The following is a 16,416-nucleotide window of genomic DNA, read 5'->3' as shown; positions in this document are numbered from 1 at the left end:
TGCCATTTGGACAACAGTGATTTCCACATGGGAAATAGTTGTTGCCGGATGGCGGCGTAAACGCCTTATCCGGCCTACGAGGCCTGTAGGCCCGGTTAGCATCGCGCCACCGGGCAACACAACGTTACTTACCAATACAGAAGCTGGAGAAAATCCGTCCCAGCAGATCGTCGGAGGTAAATTCTCCGGTGATCTCACTGAGGTTCTGCTGCGCCAGGCGTAGCTCCTCAGCCAGCAATTCTCCGGCCCATGCTCCGAGCAGTTGGGCTTTACCCTGCTCGAGATGCTCTGCAGCTTCTGCCAGCGCCTGCAGGTGACGACGACGGGCCAGGAAGCCGCCTTCCATATTGGTTTCAAAGCCCATGCTCTGTTTGAGATGATTACGCAGTACGTCAACGCCTTCACCGGTACGCGCGGAGAGTCGAACCAGTGAGTGGCCATTTACTTCACTAAGGCCCAGCGTCTCACCGGTAATATCCGCTTTGTTACGCACCACGGTGATCGGCAGTTTGGCTGGCAGACGGGCAATAAAGTCTGGCCAGATATCTGCCGGGTCCACGGCGTCGGTGGTGGTGCCATCAACCATAAACAGTACACGGTCGGCCTGTTCAATTTCCTGCCAGGCACGTTCGATACCGATGCGTTCAACTTCGTCGCTGGCATCGCGCAAACCGGCGGTGTCGATGATGTGTAGCGGCATGCCGTCGATATGAATATGCTCACGCAGCACGTCGCGGGTAGTCCCGGCGATATCGGTGACAATGGCCGCCTCACGGCCAGCCAGCGCGTTCAGCAGGCTTGATTTCCCGGCGTTTGGACGCCCGGCAATCACCACCTTCATCCCTTCGCGCAGCAGGCTGCCCTGACGCGCTTCCGCACGCACGGCATCAAGATCGCTGATAACGCTGTTGAGTTGCGCTTCAATCTTGCCGTCAGACAGGAAGTCGATTTCTTCATCCGGGAAGTCGATCGCTGCTTCAACATAGATGCGCAGGTGAGTGAGCGCTTCCACAAGATGATTTACCCGTGCGGAAAATGCGCCCTGCAACGAGTTCAGCGCCGAGCGAGCGGCTTGCTCTGAGCTGGCATCGATCAGGTCGGCAATCGCCTCTGCCTGGGCTAAATCGAGCTTATCATTGAGAAACGCTCGCTCGGAGAATTCACCTGGTCTGGCAATGCGCAGCCCGGGAATGGTCAGAATACGTTTGAGCAGCAGGTCAAGAATCACCGGACCGCCGTGGCCCTGAAGCTCTAAAACGTCTTCGCCGGTAAAGGAGTTTGGGCCGGGGAACCACAAGGCAATCCCCTGATCCAGCGCGCTGCCATCCGCGTCTTTGAACGGCAGATAATCGGCATAACGCGGTTTGGGCAGTTTCCCCAGTACGGTTTCTGCGACCTCACGCGCTTTCAGGCCGGAGATACGCAGGATACCCACGCCACCACGTCCCGGTGGGGTGGCCTGAGCGACGATGGTGTCGTTATGGCTCATGGTTTGTCTCTTCTTAATGCAATAAAAAAGGCGGTCTAATGACCGCCCTTTACTTTATGTTCCGTTTGCCGGATGGCGGCTTCGCCTAATCCGGCCTACACCGAATCAGGAGTTTTTCTTCTCGCGGCTATGCAGGCCACGTTTCTCCAGACCACGGTAAATCAGCTGCTGCTGAATAATAGTTACCAGGTTGCTGACGATATAGTACAGCACCAGACCTGACGGGAACCACAGGAAGAACACGGTGAAGATGACCGGCATGAAGGTCATGATCTTCTGCTGCATCGGGTCGGTTACGGTGGTCGGAGACATCTTCTGAATGAAGAACATCGTCACGCCCATCAGAATCGGCAGGATGTAGTACGGGTCCTGTGCAGACAGGTCATGGATCCACAGGGCGAACGGCGCATGACGCAGTTCAATGGAGCCCATCAGCATGTAGTACAACGCCAGGAAGATTGGCATCTGGATGATCAGCGGGAAGCAGCCGCCCAGCGGGTTTACCTTCTCAGCTTTGTACAGGGCCATCATTTCCTGGCTCTGACGCTGTTTGTCATCGCCCAGACGCTCACGCATAGCCTGAATCTTCGGCTGCAGCATACGCATCTTCGCCATGGAGGTGTACTGCGCTTTGGTCAGCGGGTACATGATGCCACGAACGATAAAGGTGATAACGATGATGGAGAAGCCCCAGTTACCCAGGAAGCTATGGATCCACTTCAGCAGTTTAAACAGCGGCTGAGAAATGAACCACAACCAGCCGTAGTCCACGGTCAGATCAAGGTGCGGTGCAACGGCCGCCATTTTATCCTGAATTTCCGGGCCGACCCACAGGGTGCTGGTCATCGCGCCAGTCTGGCCAGGCTGTACCAGTACCGGCTGTGATTTATAGCCGATAGCGGCAATGCCGTTACCCAGGTTAGCGGTATAGAAGTTGTTGGTGCCGTCGTTACGCGGAACCCATGCCGTTGCGAAATACTGTTGCAGCATTGCGACCCAGCCGTCTTTAGCATTGACGTTCAGGTTTTCGTTTTCAGCAATGGTGTCGAATTTGTATTTCTCATACTTCTCATCCGGCGTGGAGTACGCCGCGCCACGGAAAGTGTGCAGCGCAAAGTTGCTGCTACCGGTGTCACGATGAGATGGCAGATTGATGGATTGCTTCAGCTGACCAAAGGTGGAGATTTCCAGCGGTTTTTCGCCGGCGTTCTGCACGCTGTAGTTAACGTTGACAGCATATTCACCACGCTTAAGAACAAACGTTTTAGTGAATGTGTTACCCGCTGCGTCAGTATAGGTCATCGGGATCTGCAGTTCGTTCTGACCGTCAGCCAGTACAAACGCGTCTTTATCGACGTTGTACAGCGGACGTGGGCCGTTAGCCGGGTTATCCGGGCCGTCACGACCTGTCAGGCCACTCTGTGCCTGGTAGATGAACTGTGGCGTGGTTTCCAGTAACTGGAACGGTTCGGTAGAACCGAGTTCTTTCGGGTAAGCTGGCAGTGAAGCCTGTTCCACATCACCACCACGGGTGTTGATGGTCAGATCAAGCACGTCAGTTTTAACCGTAATCAGTTTCCCCTGGCCACTGGCCGGTACGCCCTGGTCTGCGGCGCTACCCGCTGCGGTGGTCGTTGTCTGCGTGGTCTGTTGGGCCTGAGGTTGCGGGTTTTTATCCTGCTCCCAGGCTTGCCAGATCATGAAAGACACGAACAGCAAAGCGATGACTAAAAGATTGCGTTGCGAATCCATCGTTAGTGTTCTCTGGTATCAAATGGTCCGGGCGGGACGGGATCGTCACCACCAGGGTGTAAAGGGTGGCATTTTAATACGCGTTTCACCGTCAACCAACTGCCTTTTATCACTCCAAACCTGCGCAATGCCTCAATTCCGTAGCTCGAACAGGTTGGAGTGAAACGGCAATGCGGCCCAAGCAGCGGACTGATCAGGCGTTGATAGACCCGAATGAGGGCTATCAGGACCCGCGAGCCAGGCGACAATGGCGACGCCATAATTTTTCCAACGCTTCCGAGAGAGCACGGTTATCGAGGTCAGCAACCCCTTTTTTCGCCACCACCACGAAATCCATTGCTGGAAGCTCGTGCTGACGTAAACGGAAGCTTTCACGCGTCAGACGTTTAATCCGATTGCGTTCATGCGCACGTTTAACATTTTTCTTGGCGACTGTAAGACCGATACGGGGATGCCCCAGCGAATTCAGGCGGCCGAGGATGGTGATTTGCGGCGTGCCAGCCCGTTGTGGCTGCTGGAAGACGAATGTGAAATGAGTGGGAGTTAACAAACGTAACTCCCTGGGAAATGCGAGCTTAACCACTCAGGGGCTAGCTTTTATTACTTAGAAACGGTCAGACGAGAACGGCCTTTAGCACGACGACGTGCCAGAACCTGACGACCATTTTTATTAGCCATACGAGCACGGAAGCCGTGAGAACGGTTGCGCTTCAGTACAGACGGTTGAAAAGTGCGTTTCATGGCGATTTCTACCTAAACTTGAATAAATTCACTGACTTTTGCGTATACCCGAACGAATTTCGAACGACTTACGCCACAGTGTGGGTGATTAAAGAGGCCGGATTGTAATAATTGTACACTCCGGAGTCAATTCTCTTTCCTTATTTCCCGCTTTTTTCCGCATGGTTTCGCGTAAAAAACAGGCAGCGTTGACGCCGTAAGGCGACCGTTACTCGCTGGGGGTAAGAATTATACGGGCTGGTGGATAAAGCGCAAGGATCGCACGGGATCTTTATTAGATCGTTTAAGCAGTAAAGCATCTTTACTCATTAATTTTTTCAATATGCGCGCTAAAACCTGCAGCACTTCTCCAGGATCGTTTACACTTAGCCGATTCTGGATCATCCTGTGGATAAATCGGGAAGAATCTGTGAGAAACAGAAGATCTCTTTCTCAGTTTACGCTATGATCCGCGGTCCTGATCGTTTCAATGGATCCTGATCGGGTAAAAATTGCAGATAGCAATTCGCACGTCACCCTTTGCATAGGGTCTTGTCGATGTGCGTCAACAATCATGAATGTTTCAGCCTTTGTCATTTATCGACTTTTGTTCGAGTGGAGTCCGCCGTGTCACTTTCGCTTTGGCAGCAGTGTCTTGCCCGATTGCAGGATGAGTTACCAGCCACAGAGTTCAGTATGTGGATACGCCCGTTGCAGGCGGAACTGAGCGATAACACGCTGGCTTTGTATGCGCCAAACCGTTTCGTGCTCGATTGGGTAAGGGATAAATACCTTAATAATATTAATGGATTACTCAATAATTTCTGTGGAGCGGATGCCCCACAGCTGCGCTTTGAAGTCGGTACTAAACCCGTCACGCAAACGCTGAAAACGCCGGTCAACAATGTTGTTGCGCCCGCCCACGTGGCTCAGCAAGTGCAACCACAACGTGCTGCTCCGGCGGCGCGTCCAGGCTGGGATAACGTCCCGGCTCCGGCAGAACCTACCTATCGTTCTAACGTCAACGTCAAACACACGTTTGATAACTTCGTTGAAGGTAAATCTAACCAACTGGCGCGCGCGGCGGCACGTCAGGTGGCGGACAATCCTGGCGGCGCCTACAATCCGTTATTCCTTTATGGCGGTACGGGTCTGGGTAAAACCCACCTGTTGCACGCTGTCGGTAACGGCATTATGGCGCGTAAGCCAAACGCCAAAGTGGTGTATATGCACTCCGAGCGTTTTGTGCAGGACATGGTCAAAGCCCTGCAAAACAACGCGATCGAAGAGTTTAAACGCTACTACCGTTCCGTTGACGCGCTGCTGATTGACGATATCCAATTCTTCGCGAATAAAGAGCGATCGCAGGAAGAGTTTTTCCACACCTTTAACGCCCTGCTGGAAGGCAATCAGCAGATCATTCTGACCTCGGATCGCTATCCGAAGGAGATCAACGGCGTTGAAGATCGTCTGAAATCCCGCTTTGGCTGGGGACTGACTGTCGCGATCGAACCGCCTGAACTGGAAACGCGTGTTGCGATCCTGATGAAAAAAGCCGACGAAAACGACATTCGTCTGCCGGGTGAAGTAGCGTTCTTTATTGCCAAGCGTCTACGCTCTAACGTACGTGAGCTGGAAGGCGCACTGAATCGCGTGATCGCCAACGCCAATTTTACCGGCCGGGCGATTACTATCGATTTCGTGCGCGAAGCGCTGCGCGATCTGCTGGCTTTGCAGGAAAAGCTGGTCACCATCGACAATATCCAGAAGACGGTGGCGGAGTATTACAAAATCAAAATTGCGGATCTGCTTTCTAAGCGTCGATCTCGCTCGGTAGCTCGCCCGCGCCAGATGGCGATGGCGCTGGCAAAAGAGCTCACTAACCACAGTCTGCCGGAAATTGGCGACGCGTTTGGTGGGCGTGACCATACTACCGTGCTTCATGCCTGCCGCAAGATTGAGCAGTTGCGTGAAGAAAGCCATGATATTAAAGAAGATTTCTCCAATTTAATCAGAACATTATCTTCGTGACGCTATGAAATTTACCGTTGAACGTGAACATTTATTAAAACCGCTTCAGCAGGTCAGCGGCCCGCTGGGTGGACGTCCTACACTGCCTATTCTCGGAAACCTGCTGCTGCAGGTTGCTGACGGCACGCTTTCGCTGACCGGTACCGATCTCGAAATGGAGATGGTGGCGCGCGTGGCGCTGATCCAGCCTCATGAACCTGGCGCGACCACCGTTCCGGCGCGTAAATTCTTCGATATTTGCCGTGGATTGCCGGAAGGCGCGGAAATTGCCGTTCAACTGGAAGGCGACCGTATGCTGGTGCGTTCTGGCCGCAGCCGTTTCTCGCTGTCTACGCTGCCTGCCGCCGACTTCCCGAATCTGGACGACTGGCAGAGCGAAGTCGAATTCACCCTGCCGCAGGCGACGATGAAGCGCCTGATTGAAGCCACGCAGTTTTCGATGGCGCATCAGGACGTACGTTACTACTTAAACGGCATGCTGTTTGAAACCGAAGGGGAAGAGCTGCGTACCGTGGCGACCGACGGTCACCGCCTGGCGGTTTGTTCAATGCCTGTTGGTCAGCCGTTGCCAAGCCATTCGGTGATCGTACCGCGTAAAGGTGTGATTGAACTGATGCGTATGCTCGACGGCGGCGATAACCCGCTGCGCGTGCAGATTGGCAGCAACAACATTCGTGCGCACGTTGGTGACTTCATCTTCACCTCTAAGCTGGTTGATGGCCGTTTCCCGGATTATCGCCGCGTATTGCCGAAGAATCCGGACAAACATCTGGAAGCCGGTTGCGATATCCTCAAACAGGCGTTTGCGCGTGCGGCGATCCTCTCGAACGAGAAATTCCGCGGCGTGCGTCTGTATGTCAGCGAAAACCAGCTCAAAATCACCGCCAACAACCCGGAGCAGGAAGAAGCAGAAGAAATTCTGGATGTCTCCTATCCTGGTACAGAACTGGAAATCGGCTTTAACGTGAGCTACGTACTGGACGTTCTGAACGCGCTGAAGTGCGAGAACGTGCGTATTCTGCTGACCGATTCCGTATCGAGCGTACAGATTGAAGATGCAGCGTCACAATCTGCAGCCTATGTCGTCATGCCTATGCGCTTGTAAAGAATATCGGGCTATCTTACTTGTTATTCTGGCTCCGGGCAGTGCTCGCAATCCTCACGTACTTCAGTACGCTCCGGTTGCTGTGCGCTGGCCGTAACCAGACTAACTGCGACGATAACGCCCTGGTTATGAGTTGATATGTCGCTATCCCGACTCCTGATTAAAGATTTCCGCAATATTGAAAATGCGGATCTCGCTTTATCCCCTGGCTTTAACTTCCTGGTTGGCGCGAACGGCAGCGGCAAAACCAGTGTGCTGGAAGCCATCTATACGCTCGGCCATGGCCGGGCGTTTCGCAGTTTGCAGATTGGCCGCGTGATTCGCCACGAGCAGGAGTCGTTTGTTTTACACGGGCGTTTGCAGGGTGAAGAACGTGAGACGTCGATTGGCCTGACGAAAGACAAACTGGGCGACAGTAAAGTGCGCATTGACGGCACTGACGGGCACAAGGTCGCAGAACTGGCGCACCTGATGCCTATGCAACTGATCACGCCTGAGGGGTTTACTTTACTCAACGGCGGCCCCAAATACAGAAGAGCATTCCTTGACTGGGGATGTTTTCACAATGAAGTCGGATTTTTCACCGCCTGGAGCAACCTGAAGCGACTGCTCAAGCAGCGCAATGCAGCACTGCGCCAGGTGAGCCGTTATGAGCAACTGCGCCCGTGGGATAAAGAACTGATCCCACTGGCGGAACAAATCAGCACCTGGCGCGCGGAGTACAGCGCCGGTATCGCGCAGGATATGGCGGATACCTGCCAGCAGTTTCTTCCCGAGTTTTCGCTCTCCTTCTCATTCCAGCGCGGCTGGGAGAAAGAGACTGATTATGCCGAAGTGCTGGAACGCAGTTTTGAACGCGATCGCATGTTGACCTACACTGCGCACGGCCCGCATAAGGCGGATTTCCGCATTCGCGCCGACGGTGCGCCGGTGGAAGATACGTTGTCGCGTGGGCAGCTAAAGCTGCTGATGTGCGCCTTACGTCTGGCGCAAGGGGAGTTCCTGACCCGTGAAAGCGGGCGGCGCTGCCTGTACCTGATAGATGATTTTGCCTCTGAACTGGATGACGCGCGTCGCGGACTGCTGGCCAGCCGCTTAAAAGCCACGCAATCTCAGGTCTTTGTCAGCGCAATAAGCGCTGAACACGTTATAGACATGTCCGATGAAAATTCGAAGATGTTTACCGTGGAAAAGGGTAAAATAACGGATTAACCCAAGATAAAATGAGCGAGAAACGTTGATGTCGAATTCTTATGACTCCTCCAGTATCAAAGTCCTGAAAGGACTGGATGCGGTGCGTAAGCGCCCGGGTATGTATATCGGCGACACGGATGACGGCACCGGTCTGCACCACATGGTATTCGAGGTGGTAGATAACGCTATCGACGAAGCGCTCGCGGGTCACTGTAAAGATATCGTGGTAACGATTCACGCTGACAACTCCGTGTCCGTTACCGATGATGGCCGTGGTATCCCAACTGGTATTCACCCGGAAGAGGGCGTTTCGGCAGCGGAAGTTATCATGACCGTTTTGCACGCAGGCGGTAAATTCGATGATAACTCCTATAAAGTTTCCGGCGGTCTGCACGGCGTGGGTGTTTCCGTCGTTAACGCCCTGTCACAGAAGCTGGAACTGGTGATTCGTCGTGAAGGCAAAGTGCATCAGCAAACTTACGTGCACGGTGTGCCGCAGGCGCCGCTGGCAGTAACCGGCGAAACAGAATTGACCGGGACTCAGGTCCGTTTCTGGCCAAGCCACGAAACCTTTACCAATGTTGTTGAATTTGAATACGACATTCTGGCGAAACGTCTGCGTGAGCTGTCATTCCTGAACTCCGGCGTCTCTATTCGTCTGCGCGACAAGCGTGACGGCAAAGAAGACCATTTCCACTACGAAGGTGGCATCAAGGCGTTTGTTGAATACCTCAACAAAAACAAAACGCCGATCCACCCGAATATCTTCTACTTCTCCACCGAAAAAGACGGTATCGGCGTTGAAGTTGCGCTGCAGTGGAACGATGGTTTCCAGGAAAACATCTACTGCTTCACCAACAACATTCCACAGCGTGACGGCGGTACTCACCTTGCAGGCTTCCGTGCGGCGATGACCCGTACCCTGAACGCCTACATGGACAAAGAAGGCTACAGCAAAAAAGCGAAAGTCAGCGCTACTGGTGACGATGCCCGTGAAGGCCTGATTGCCGTTGTTTCCGTGAAAGTACCGGATCCGAAGTTCTCCTCACAGACCAAAGACAAGCTGGTCTCCTCTGAGGTGAAATCGGCGGTAGAACAGCAGATGAACGAACTGCTGAGCGAATATCTGCTGGAAAACCCGTCTGACGCGAAAATCGTTGTTGGCAAAATTATTGATGCTGCACGTGCTCGTGAAGCTGCACGTCGTGCGCGTGAAATGACCCGTCGTAAAGGCGCGCTCGACTTAGCCGGTCTGCCGGGCAAGCTGGCGGATTGTCAGGAACGTGACCCGGCGCTGTCCGAACTGTACCTTGTGGAAGGGGACTCCGCGGGCGGTTCTGCGAAGCAGGGCCGTAACCGTAAAAACCAGGCGATTCTGCCGCTGAAGGGTAAAATCCTCAACGTCGAGAAAGCGCGCTTTGACAAGATGCTATCCTCTCAGGAAGTCGCGACGCTGATCACTGCGCTCGGCTGTGGCATCGGTCGAGACGAGTACAACCCGGACAAACTGCGTTATCACAGCATCATCATCATGACCGATGCGGACGTCGACGGCTCGCACATTCGTACGCTGCTGTTGACCTTCTTCTATCGTCAGATGCCGGAAATCGTTGAACGCGGCCACGTTTACATTGCACAGCCACCGCTGTACAAAGTGAAAAAAGGCAAGCAGGAACAGTACATTAAAGATGACGAAGCGATGGATCAGTATCAGATCTCTATCGCTCTGGATGGCGCAACGCTGCACACCAACGCCAGCGCACCAGCCCTTTCAGGTGAGTCGTTAGAGAAACTGGTTTCAGAATACAACGCGACGCAGAAAATGATTGGCCGTATGGAACGTCGTTTCCCGAAAGCGCTGCTGAAAGAGCTGGTTTATCAACCGACGCTGCCAGAAGCTGATTTGGCTGATGAAGCGAAAGTTACGGCCTGGGTTTCCCAGTTGGTTAACGTGCTTAATGAAAACGAAATGCACGGCAGCACCTGGAATAGCTTCGTGCGTAAAGACGCTGAACTGAACCTGTTCGAACCGGTGATCCGGGTGCGTACCCACGGTGTCGATACTGACTATCCATTGGAACATGAATTTGTGACCGGTGGCGAGTACCATCGTATTTGTACGCTTGGCGAGAAGCTACGTGGGCTGATCGAAGACGATGCGTTTATCGAACGTGGCGAGCGTCGCCAGCCGGTTGCCAGCTTTGAGCAGGCGCTGGAATGGCTGCAGAAAGAGTCTCGTCGTGGCCTTGCTATCCAGCGTTATAAAGGTCTGGGCGAGATGAACCCGGAACAGCTGTGGGAAACCACCATGGATCCGGAAAGCCGTCGTATGCTTCGCGTTACCGTGAAGGATGCGATTGCTGCCGACCAGCTGTTCACCACGCTGATGGGCGATGCCGTTGAACCGCGCCGCGCATTTATCGAAGAAAACGCCCTGAAAGCGGCGAACATCGATATTTAAGCCAATCTGTAGGCCGGATAAGGCGGTTTACGCCGCCATCCGGCAAGACGTTATATTGTGCCTGTTGGCGCGTTGCTTATCAGGCCTACAAACGACAACCAATCTACAAAAAGGGGAATCTCGATTCCCCTTTCTATCCCCCTTTTCGTAGCTGTTTTTTGAGCGGAATCGCGTTAGCATGAGGACGGACTCATTTAATCCGGGGAACTCATGGCTATCAAACTTATTGCTATCGACATGGATGGCACACTTCTGCTACCCGATCACACCATTTCACCAGCGGTCAAAACGGCGATTGCCGCGGCACGCGCGCGTGGCGTGAATGTGGTGCTGACCACGGGACGCCCGTATGCCGGCGTTCACAGCTATTTGAAAGAACTACATATGGAACAACCCGGTGACTACTGCATTACCTACAACGGTGCGCTGGTGCAGAAAGCAGGGGATGGCAGTACCGTGGCGCAAACCGCGCTGAGCTATGATGATTATCGTTACCTGGAGCAGCTCTCCCGGGAAGTCGGCTCGCATTTCCACGCCCTCGATCGCAATACGCTGTATACCGCGAACCGTGATATCAGCTACTACACGGTGCACGAATCGTTTGTCGCGACCATCCCGCTAGTGTTCTGTGAAGCCGAGAAAATGGATCCCGCAACCCAGTTCCTGAAAGTGATGATGATTGACGAGCCGGAGATCCTCGATAAAGCTATCTCTCGTCTACCTGCGGAAGTAAAAGAGAAGTACACCGTGCTGAAAAGTGCGCCGTACTTCCTCGAAATCCTCGATAAACGCGTCAATAAAGGGACGGGCGTTAAATCGCTGGCCGATGCGTTAGGCATTAAAGCCGAAGAGGTGATGGCGATTGGCGATCAGGAAAACGACATCGCGATGATTGAATACGCAGGGGTGGGCGTTGCCATGGATAACGCTATTCCGTCAGTCAAAGAAATCGCCAACTTCGTGACGAAATCTAACCTTGAAGATGGCGTCGCCTGGGCGATAGAGAAATACGTCCTTTCCTGATGCGTGTTATGCCTGGCCTCGGCTGGGCATTAACATTAAGATGTTATAAAACATATATTTATATTATCAGATGTGAAACCGCACATTAATACCTCCACATAGTACGTAACTTCTATACTCTCCCTTCTTCTTTTATATCTGGGCAATTCCTGCCTGCTACTAAACTTTCTTATGACAAACACAAGCATCCGCGTGGTGTTGATAACGTCTTCCTGTCTGGTTTTTCATGCCAGTGCCGCGACGGATTCCAGCTCAACTATTACACCTCTCTTTGGCTATCAGGATGACGGTCTGTCTGCGCCTGTACCGGAAAAAACGACGGTTAAACCTGCTGAAAACCACACTATTTTGCCCTTTTTAGGCGATGAAGCGCGTAAGCGCGGATATGAACTACCGGCACCGTTTGGCGTGAATATTAACTACATGAATATCCGACAAAATATTAATGTGGATAGTATTAACTTCAACGGTCTTTCCCTCGGTGGCCGCTCACTGGATAACGCGTTTAAAATTAGCGTCGGCAATACGCGTGAACGCAGTAAAACCGAAACGCTGAAGCTGGATGCCTGGCTGCTGCCGTTTATGAATGTCTATGGCTTGATTGGCTATACCGATGGCCACTCCGTTTCGCAAATAGGCGTCGGGATAAAAGGCCCCCTTAAAGACCGCACACCAAGCAGTTTGCAGAATCTGGCGTTTCAGCTCGATTTTAAAGGCACCACCTACGGCGTAGGGACGACGTTGGTCGGCGGTGTAGGCAACTGGTTTACTGCTTTTGATGCCAACTACACCCAGACGCGGTTCGATATTCTGGATGGGAGTATTGACGCCTTAACTCTTTCTCCGCACATCGGATATCGCTTTACCACCCCCAGTGTGGATGCGCTGCACCTGCCATCCGGAAAGTTGAATCTATGGGTTGGCAGTATGTACCAGGACGTGCAGCAAGAATTTAGCGGTAGCCTTAACGACCTCACCATGCCGTCTGAAACGCTGCAAAGACTCGTTGATATTGCCAACAAAGACGGTAATGGTCGCTTTGACGTTAAACAGCATCTGCAATCCCCCTGGAACGTGCTGGTGGGCGCACAGTATGAAATTACCCGGAACTTCAACGTCACGACCGAAATCGGCTTTGCTGAACGTAACAGTTTCTTCATGGCGGGAGAGTATCGCTTTTGAGCCGTCTTACCCTCTTCCTGCTGTTCAACATGCTCTCCTGTACAGTGCGGGCAGCGTTGCCAAGCCGAGGCGAAGTTGACGGTTGGCTAAATAAGTTGGGTGCCAGTGATAGCTTTGACGCCAGCAAAGGCATTGACTGGGGAGTAATGCCGGGACCGTTTTATACCCCGGAGCTGGGGTTAGGGATCGGTACAGCGGTGGTGGGGATGTATCGCCCTGACCCGAATGATACGGTAAGCCAAAACTCGACGCTGACGCTCAGCGGCTATTTTAGCTCAACTGGCGCATTCGGTATCACGATGCAAAATTACGCATTTTTTGCCGACGATCGGTGGCGATTTTTTCTCAATGGCGCATTAACGGATACTCCAACCTACTACTGGGGGCAAGGTTTTAGCGCTGGGGATAAAGATAACCAAAAACAGCAATACACCGCTCAGGTTCTGGAGTTGCGTCCAACGTTGTATCGCCAGTTGGCACCCAATGTTTATCTGGGGCTTGGCTGGTCGCTGAACGCCCAGCACGCTACCCAAATGGACGATAACGATCCGCCCAACATTGAGCATACCGGGCAGGGGGCGTCGGTTCTCAGCTCCGGAAGTAGTGTCGAACTCAGCTGGGACGATCGTGATTTCGTTCCCAACCCGCGTAAAGGACAGTATGCCGATGTGCGCTATACCCGATTCACACCAGAGGTGGGAAGCGATACGCGATTTGATGAATATCAACTGCACTACAGCCGCTATCACTCGCTGGACGAGAACAATGTGCTTGCCTGGGAGATGGACGGCGCGTTTACCCAGGGCGATGTGCCGTGGAGCATGATGCCGCTGCTTGGCAGCAATCAGCGTATGCGCGGTTATTACGAAGGGCGCTACCGGGATAAAAACGCCGTCAGCGGGCAACTGGAGTATCGGCGGAAACTTGACTGGCGGCATGGTGTGGTTGGTTGGCTCGGTGCGGGCACGATGGGACCCTCTTTTCATGCGCTGGACGATGGACGCTGGTTACCGTCCGCCGGTGTGGGCTACCGCTTTGAATTTAAGCCCCGGGTGAATGTGCGTCTTGATTATGGGATTGGCAAAGGGAGCAGCGGTTTTTATTTTCAGGTTGGAGAGGCATTTTGATCAATAAGGTGGTGTTAATAGCGCTCTTATGGCTGGCAACGGCGATAGCCCGTGCGGCAATACCTGTAACTTTGCAGCTCGTTTCTACAGAGGATAAGGCCCAGGGTACTGCCTGGCCGGTAGTTTCGCCCCTCCCTGCACCTCAGGGATTACGTCCGTGCTGCGCGTTTGGCTACGACCTGCACGCACAGGTACTGCATATGCCGGTGCCATTTTATGAACTTGATAATGTTGTCACGATCGATAGCATCGGCGAGCACCGCTATAACGATAGCCTACTGTTAGGGCTAGCGAATCTGGCAGGGATCGGGCATGAGAATAACGGCATAGTGTATACCGCTCGCGGTGGCTTCATTGATACCGCACATGTCCGTGATACCGCAGACATGACGGCCTGGCTCTTTAGCCATCTTCTTCCACGGCTTGGTCAATCATTTACGCTGCGTCTGGATGATGAGCTTGCGCAACGGCATGTCGTATTTAACGCTTTCACCCCCCCCACAGAGCCTGCTGATCGTTACGCGCTGGCGGCATGGATGGCCGCGCATCTGGCGTTTCAGCTCGCTGCCTGGCATGAAATTGCGCAATGGTATGGTTTTGAGTCCGTCCCTGGATTTTCGGAGGAGGTTTCTGCATTTTCCCCGGAAGATCTCTACTCAAATTTGTTGGGTGCCAGAATTGCGGTATCGCTGATCCTCAATGGGCAACTGGCAACAACGGAAATGTACGATGCGGCGATGAACAACGCGCTGCGCCAGGCGTTGAAGCAATTGGGGGCTAAACCGGAAAAAATCACCCGCTTTCAGTTTGATATGCTGGATGGTAAATGGTGGAACAGCCAGCGTCGGGTACCAGAGAAATATTTGGTTCTGCACAGAAACTATGATGTGAGTGACTCGCGTTTACCGACGCCGGTACCGGGTGAACAAGCCTCGCCATTGAGACTGATGTTGCCACATCACTGGCGACAATATTCCCTTGATGCGTTGGCACAACTCGAACTTTGGCCTGGCCATACAATGGAGCGGCTGCCTACGCCAGGTTCCTGGTACACCGTCGCCAACTTTCCCGCGCTGGCTACGGTGGCACAAGGCCGTGACAGTGAGGTGAACTCAGTCCCTTAAAAAAACGCGCCATAATGTCATAGCCATACTACGCGATTTCTCACGCTTTGCTTTCGCTGGCGGGTGACTTTCAGATTTTGCCAAGGGAATATGCGCAACGCCGCTGCGCATAATCCATTTACGGGAAAATGCCGACGTCAGGGCCCGGCTTTTCAGGATTTTGCCATACAGTTTGAGACGTAACTTGTGGGTGGCTTTACGGTAAGCGTGATTCATATCTGGCGTATCCCGCAGCAGTACCGATTTGAGGATCTCCGCGCTGTCCAGCGCATAGCTAATCCCTTCCAGCGAGCTGGCGCTGATAAAACCGGCCGCTTCACCAATCAAAAATGCGTTGTCCTCGCCGCAGACGAAGTCTTTCCAGCGTGAGGGGAATAGCACCGTACATTTTTCACTTTTCACCGGTTTGCCGAACTGGAAATGGAACGCTTCCAGCTTCTCTTTCAGCGCGTCAAAGCGTGCCTGTCCGTCCTTCATGGGGTAGGCGCCACCAAAGATAAAATAGCCATCTTTGCTGATACTCCAGGAATAACAGTCAGTTGCATCGTTATCAAAAATACAGGAATAGAACGGTACGGGATGCTTTTCCGCAAACCATTGTTGAATAGCGACATATTTACGGATTTGGTGCTGTGGATAGAGATGACGGCGCACCAGTGAGTTCGCACCGTCTGCCCCCACCAGATAACGTGCAGTTATCTGCTGCTCCCAACCGTCGGCGCGGAAGATAACATGCCATTTATCGCCCTCGCGCCAGATTTTCCGGCACAGGCTGTCGTGATAAACCTGCACATCATCAGGGATGAGATATTTAAGCCATAAATCAAAAGCATGGCGGTTGATATTAATGTAGCTGCGCTGGTAGTTACGCGTCAAAGAAGCGGCAACATCAACCGTTTTAACGCTAAAAATCTGCGGGTTGGCGATGACATCAACGGGTAAGGTTATCCCGTCGCGGATAAACGAACGCTGGGCGTCCGGGGCCAGCAGACCGCCGCAGGGTTTAGTGAAACCTTCGTTGCCGCACTGGCGTTTTTTATCCAACGCAATCACGCGCATTTTTCCGCTCAACTGTCGCGCCAGCGCTGCGCCTGCCGGACCTAAACCGATAATCGCTACGTCAAAATGTTCCATCTTTCTGTCCGCAAAAATGAAGATGGCGATACGCTAAAGCCTGAAAGTGAAGTGCTTGTGAAGTATGATTGTTT

General features: G+C 53.0%; 14 protein-coding genes. 8 read left to right on the top strand and 6 right to left on the bottom strand.

The genetic code is table 11. From position 1 onward, the window contains the following. Window positions 1-124: 124 nt before the first annotated feature. The 5 genes from mnmE to rpmH all read right to left on the bottom strand — a co-directional run bounded on the left by mnmE (window position 125) and on the right by rpmH (window position 3,982). Window positions 125-1,489: a tRNA uridine-5-carboxymethylaminomethyl(34) synthesis GTPase MnmE gene (gene mnmE, locus ACHHZ7_RS13165; RefSeq protein WP_032945460.1), complete on the bottom strand. Its 1,365-nt coding sequence runs from the start codon at window positions 1,487-1,489 to the stop codon at window positions 125-127. A gap of 105 nt (window positions 1,490-1,594) precedes the next feature. After that, window positions 1,595-3,241, bottom strand: a complete 1,647-nt coding sequence (gene yidC, locus ACHHZ7_RS13160; protein WP_003827058.1) for a membrane protein insertase YidC — start codon at window positions 3,239-3,241, stop codon at window positions 1,595-1,597. 2 nt (window positions 3,242-3,243) lie between these two features. Next, a complete protein-coding gene (yidD, locus tag ACHHZ7_RS13155) occupies window positions 3,244-3,501 on the bottom strand; it encodes a membrane protein insertion efficiency factor YidD (protein ID WP_003023846.1) in 258 nt (85 codons plus the stop codon). Next, complete coding sequence (gene rnpA / locus ACHHZ7_RS13150; RefSeq protein ID WP_003844432.1) at window positions 3,465-3,824, bottom strand: ribonuclease P protein component; 360 nt, start codon at window positions 3,822-3,824, stop codon at window positions 3,465-3,467. The genes yidD and rnpA overlap by 37 nt, the downstream gene beginning before the upstream one ends. Before the next feature lie 17 nt (window positions 3,825-3,841). Beyond that, entirely contained in the window at window positions 3,842-3,982 is a 141-nt protein-coding gene (rpmH, locus tag ACHHZ7_RS13145) for a 50S ribosomal protein L34 (protein WP_003023858.1), read from the bottom strand. A 606-nt stretch (window positions 3,983-4,588) separates the two neighbouring features. Here rpmH and dnaA point away from each other — a divergent pair. The 8 genes from dnaA to ACHHZ7_RS13105 all read left to right on the top strand — a co-directional run bounded on the left by dnaA (window position 4,589) and on the right by ACHHZ7_RS13105 (window position 15,208). Beyond that, window positions 4,589-5,992 carry a chromosomal replication initiator protein DnaA gene (gene dnaA, locus ACHHZ7_RS13140; protein ID WP_003827078.1) on the top strand — a complete coding sequence of 468 codons (1,404 nt, stop codon included), beginning with the start codon at window positions 4,589-4,591 and terminating at the stop codon, window positions 5,990-5,992. A 4-nt stretch (window positions 5,993-5,996) separates the two neighbouring features. Beyond that, window positions 5,997-7,097, top strand: a complete 1,101-nt coding sequence (dnaN, locus tag ACHHZ7_RS13135) for a DNA polymerase III subunit beta (protein ID WP_003023863.1) — start codon at window positions 5,997-5,999, stop codon at window positions 7,095-7,097. Between the two features lie 138 nt (window positions 7,098-7,235). Continuing rightward, the gene (gene recF / locus ACHHZ7_RS13130) at window positions 7,236-8,309 is read left to right on the top strand and encodes a DNA replication/repair protein RecF (protein ID WP_008786543.1); all 1,074 of its coding nucleotides are present in this window, start codon (window positions 7,236-7,238) and stop codon (window positions 8,307-8,309) included. A 28-nt stretch (window positions 8,310-8,337) separates the two neighbouring features. Continuing rightward, window positions 8,338-10,752 (top strand): DNA topoisomerase (ATP-hydrolyzing) subunit B, encoded by a 2,415-nt coding sequence (gene gyrB, locus ACHHZ7_RS13125; RefSeq protein ID WP_008786542.1) that lies wholly within the window; start codon window positions 8,338-8,340, stop codon window positions 10,750-10,752. A 210-nt stretch (window positions 10,753-10,962) separates the two neighbouring features. Next, window positions 10,963-11,775, top strand: a complete 813-nt coding sequence (yidA, locus tag ACHHZ7_RS13120) for a sugar-phosphatase (RefSeq protein ID WP_008786541.1) — start codon at window positions 10,963-10,965, stop codon at window positions 11,773-11,775. Between the two features lie 171 nt (window positions 11,776-11,946). Further along, window positions 11,947-12,957, top strand: coding sequence for a hypothetical protein (locus ACHHZ7_RS13115; RefSeq protein ID WP_060682998.1), 1,011 nt, complete (start codon window positions 11,947-11,949; stop codon window positions 12,955-12,957). Continuing rightward, entirely contained in the window at window positions 12,954-14,084 is a 1,131-nt protein-coding gene (locus ACHHZ7_RS13110; protein WP_008786539.1) for a BamA/TamA family outer membrane protein, read from the top strand. Before ACHHZ7_RS13115 ends, ACHHZ7_RS13110 begins: the two co-directional genes overlap by 4 nt. Further along, window positions 14,081-15,208 carry a DUF4056 domain-containing protein gene (locus tag ACHHZ7_RS13105; protein ID WP_192464106.1) on the top strand — a complete coding sequence of 376 codons (1,128 nt, stop codon included), beginning with the start codon at window positions 14,081-14,083 and terminating at the stop codon, window positions 15,206-15,208. The genes ACHHZ7_RS13110 and ACHHZ7_RS13105 overlap by 4 nt, the downstream gene beginning before the upstream one ends. Here the strand turns inward: ACHHZ7_RS13105 and cbrA are convergent. Beyond that, window positions 15,197-16,342 (bottom strand): colicin M resistance lipid reductase CbrA, encoded by a 1,146-nt coding sequence (cbrA, locus tag ACHHZ7_RS13100; protein WP_060682997.1) that lies wholly within the window; start codon window positions 16,340-16,342, stop codon window positions 15,197-15,199. The genes ACHHZ7_RS13105 and cbrA overlap by 12 nt on opposite strands. Window positions 16,343-16,416 lie beyond the last annotated feature (74 nt).

It is taken from the genome of Citrobacter freundii complex sp. 2024EL-00216 (assembly GCF_043945515.1).
GTDB classification, from domain to species: Bacteria; Pseudomonadota; Gammaproteobacteria; order Enterobacterales; family Enterobacteriaceae; genus Citrobacter; species Citrobacter portucalensis.
Note: the sequence above shows the minus strand (reverse complement) of the source record. Positions and strands in the feature narration are given on the sequence as shown.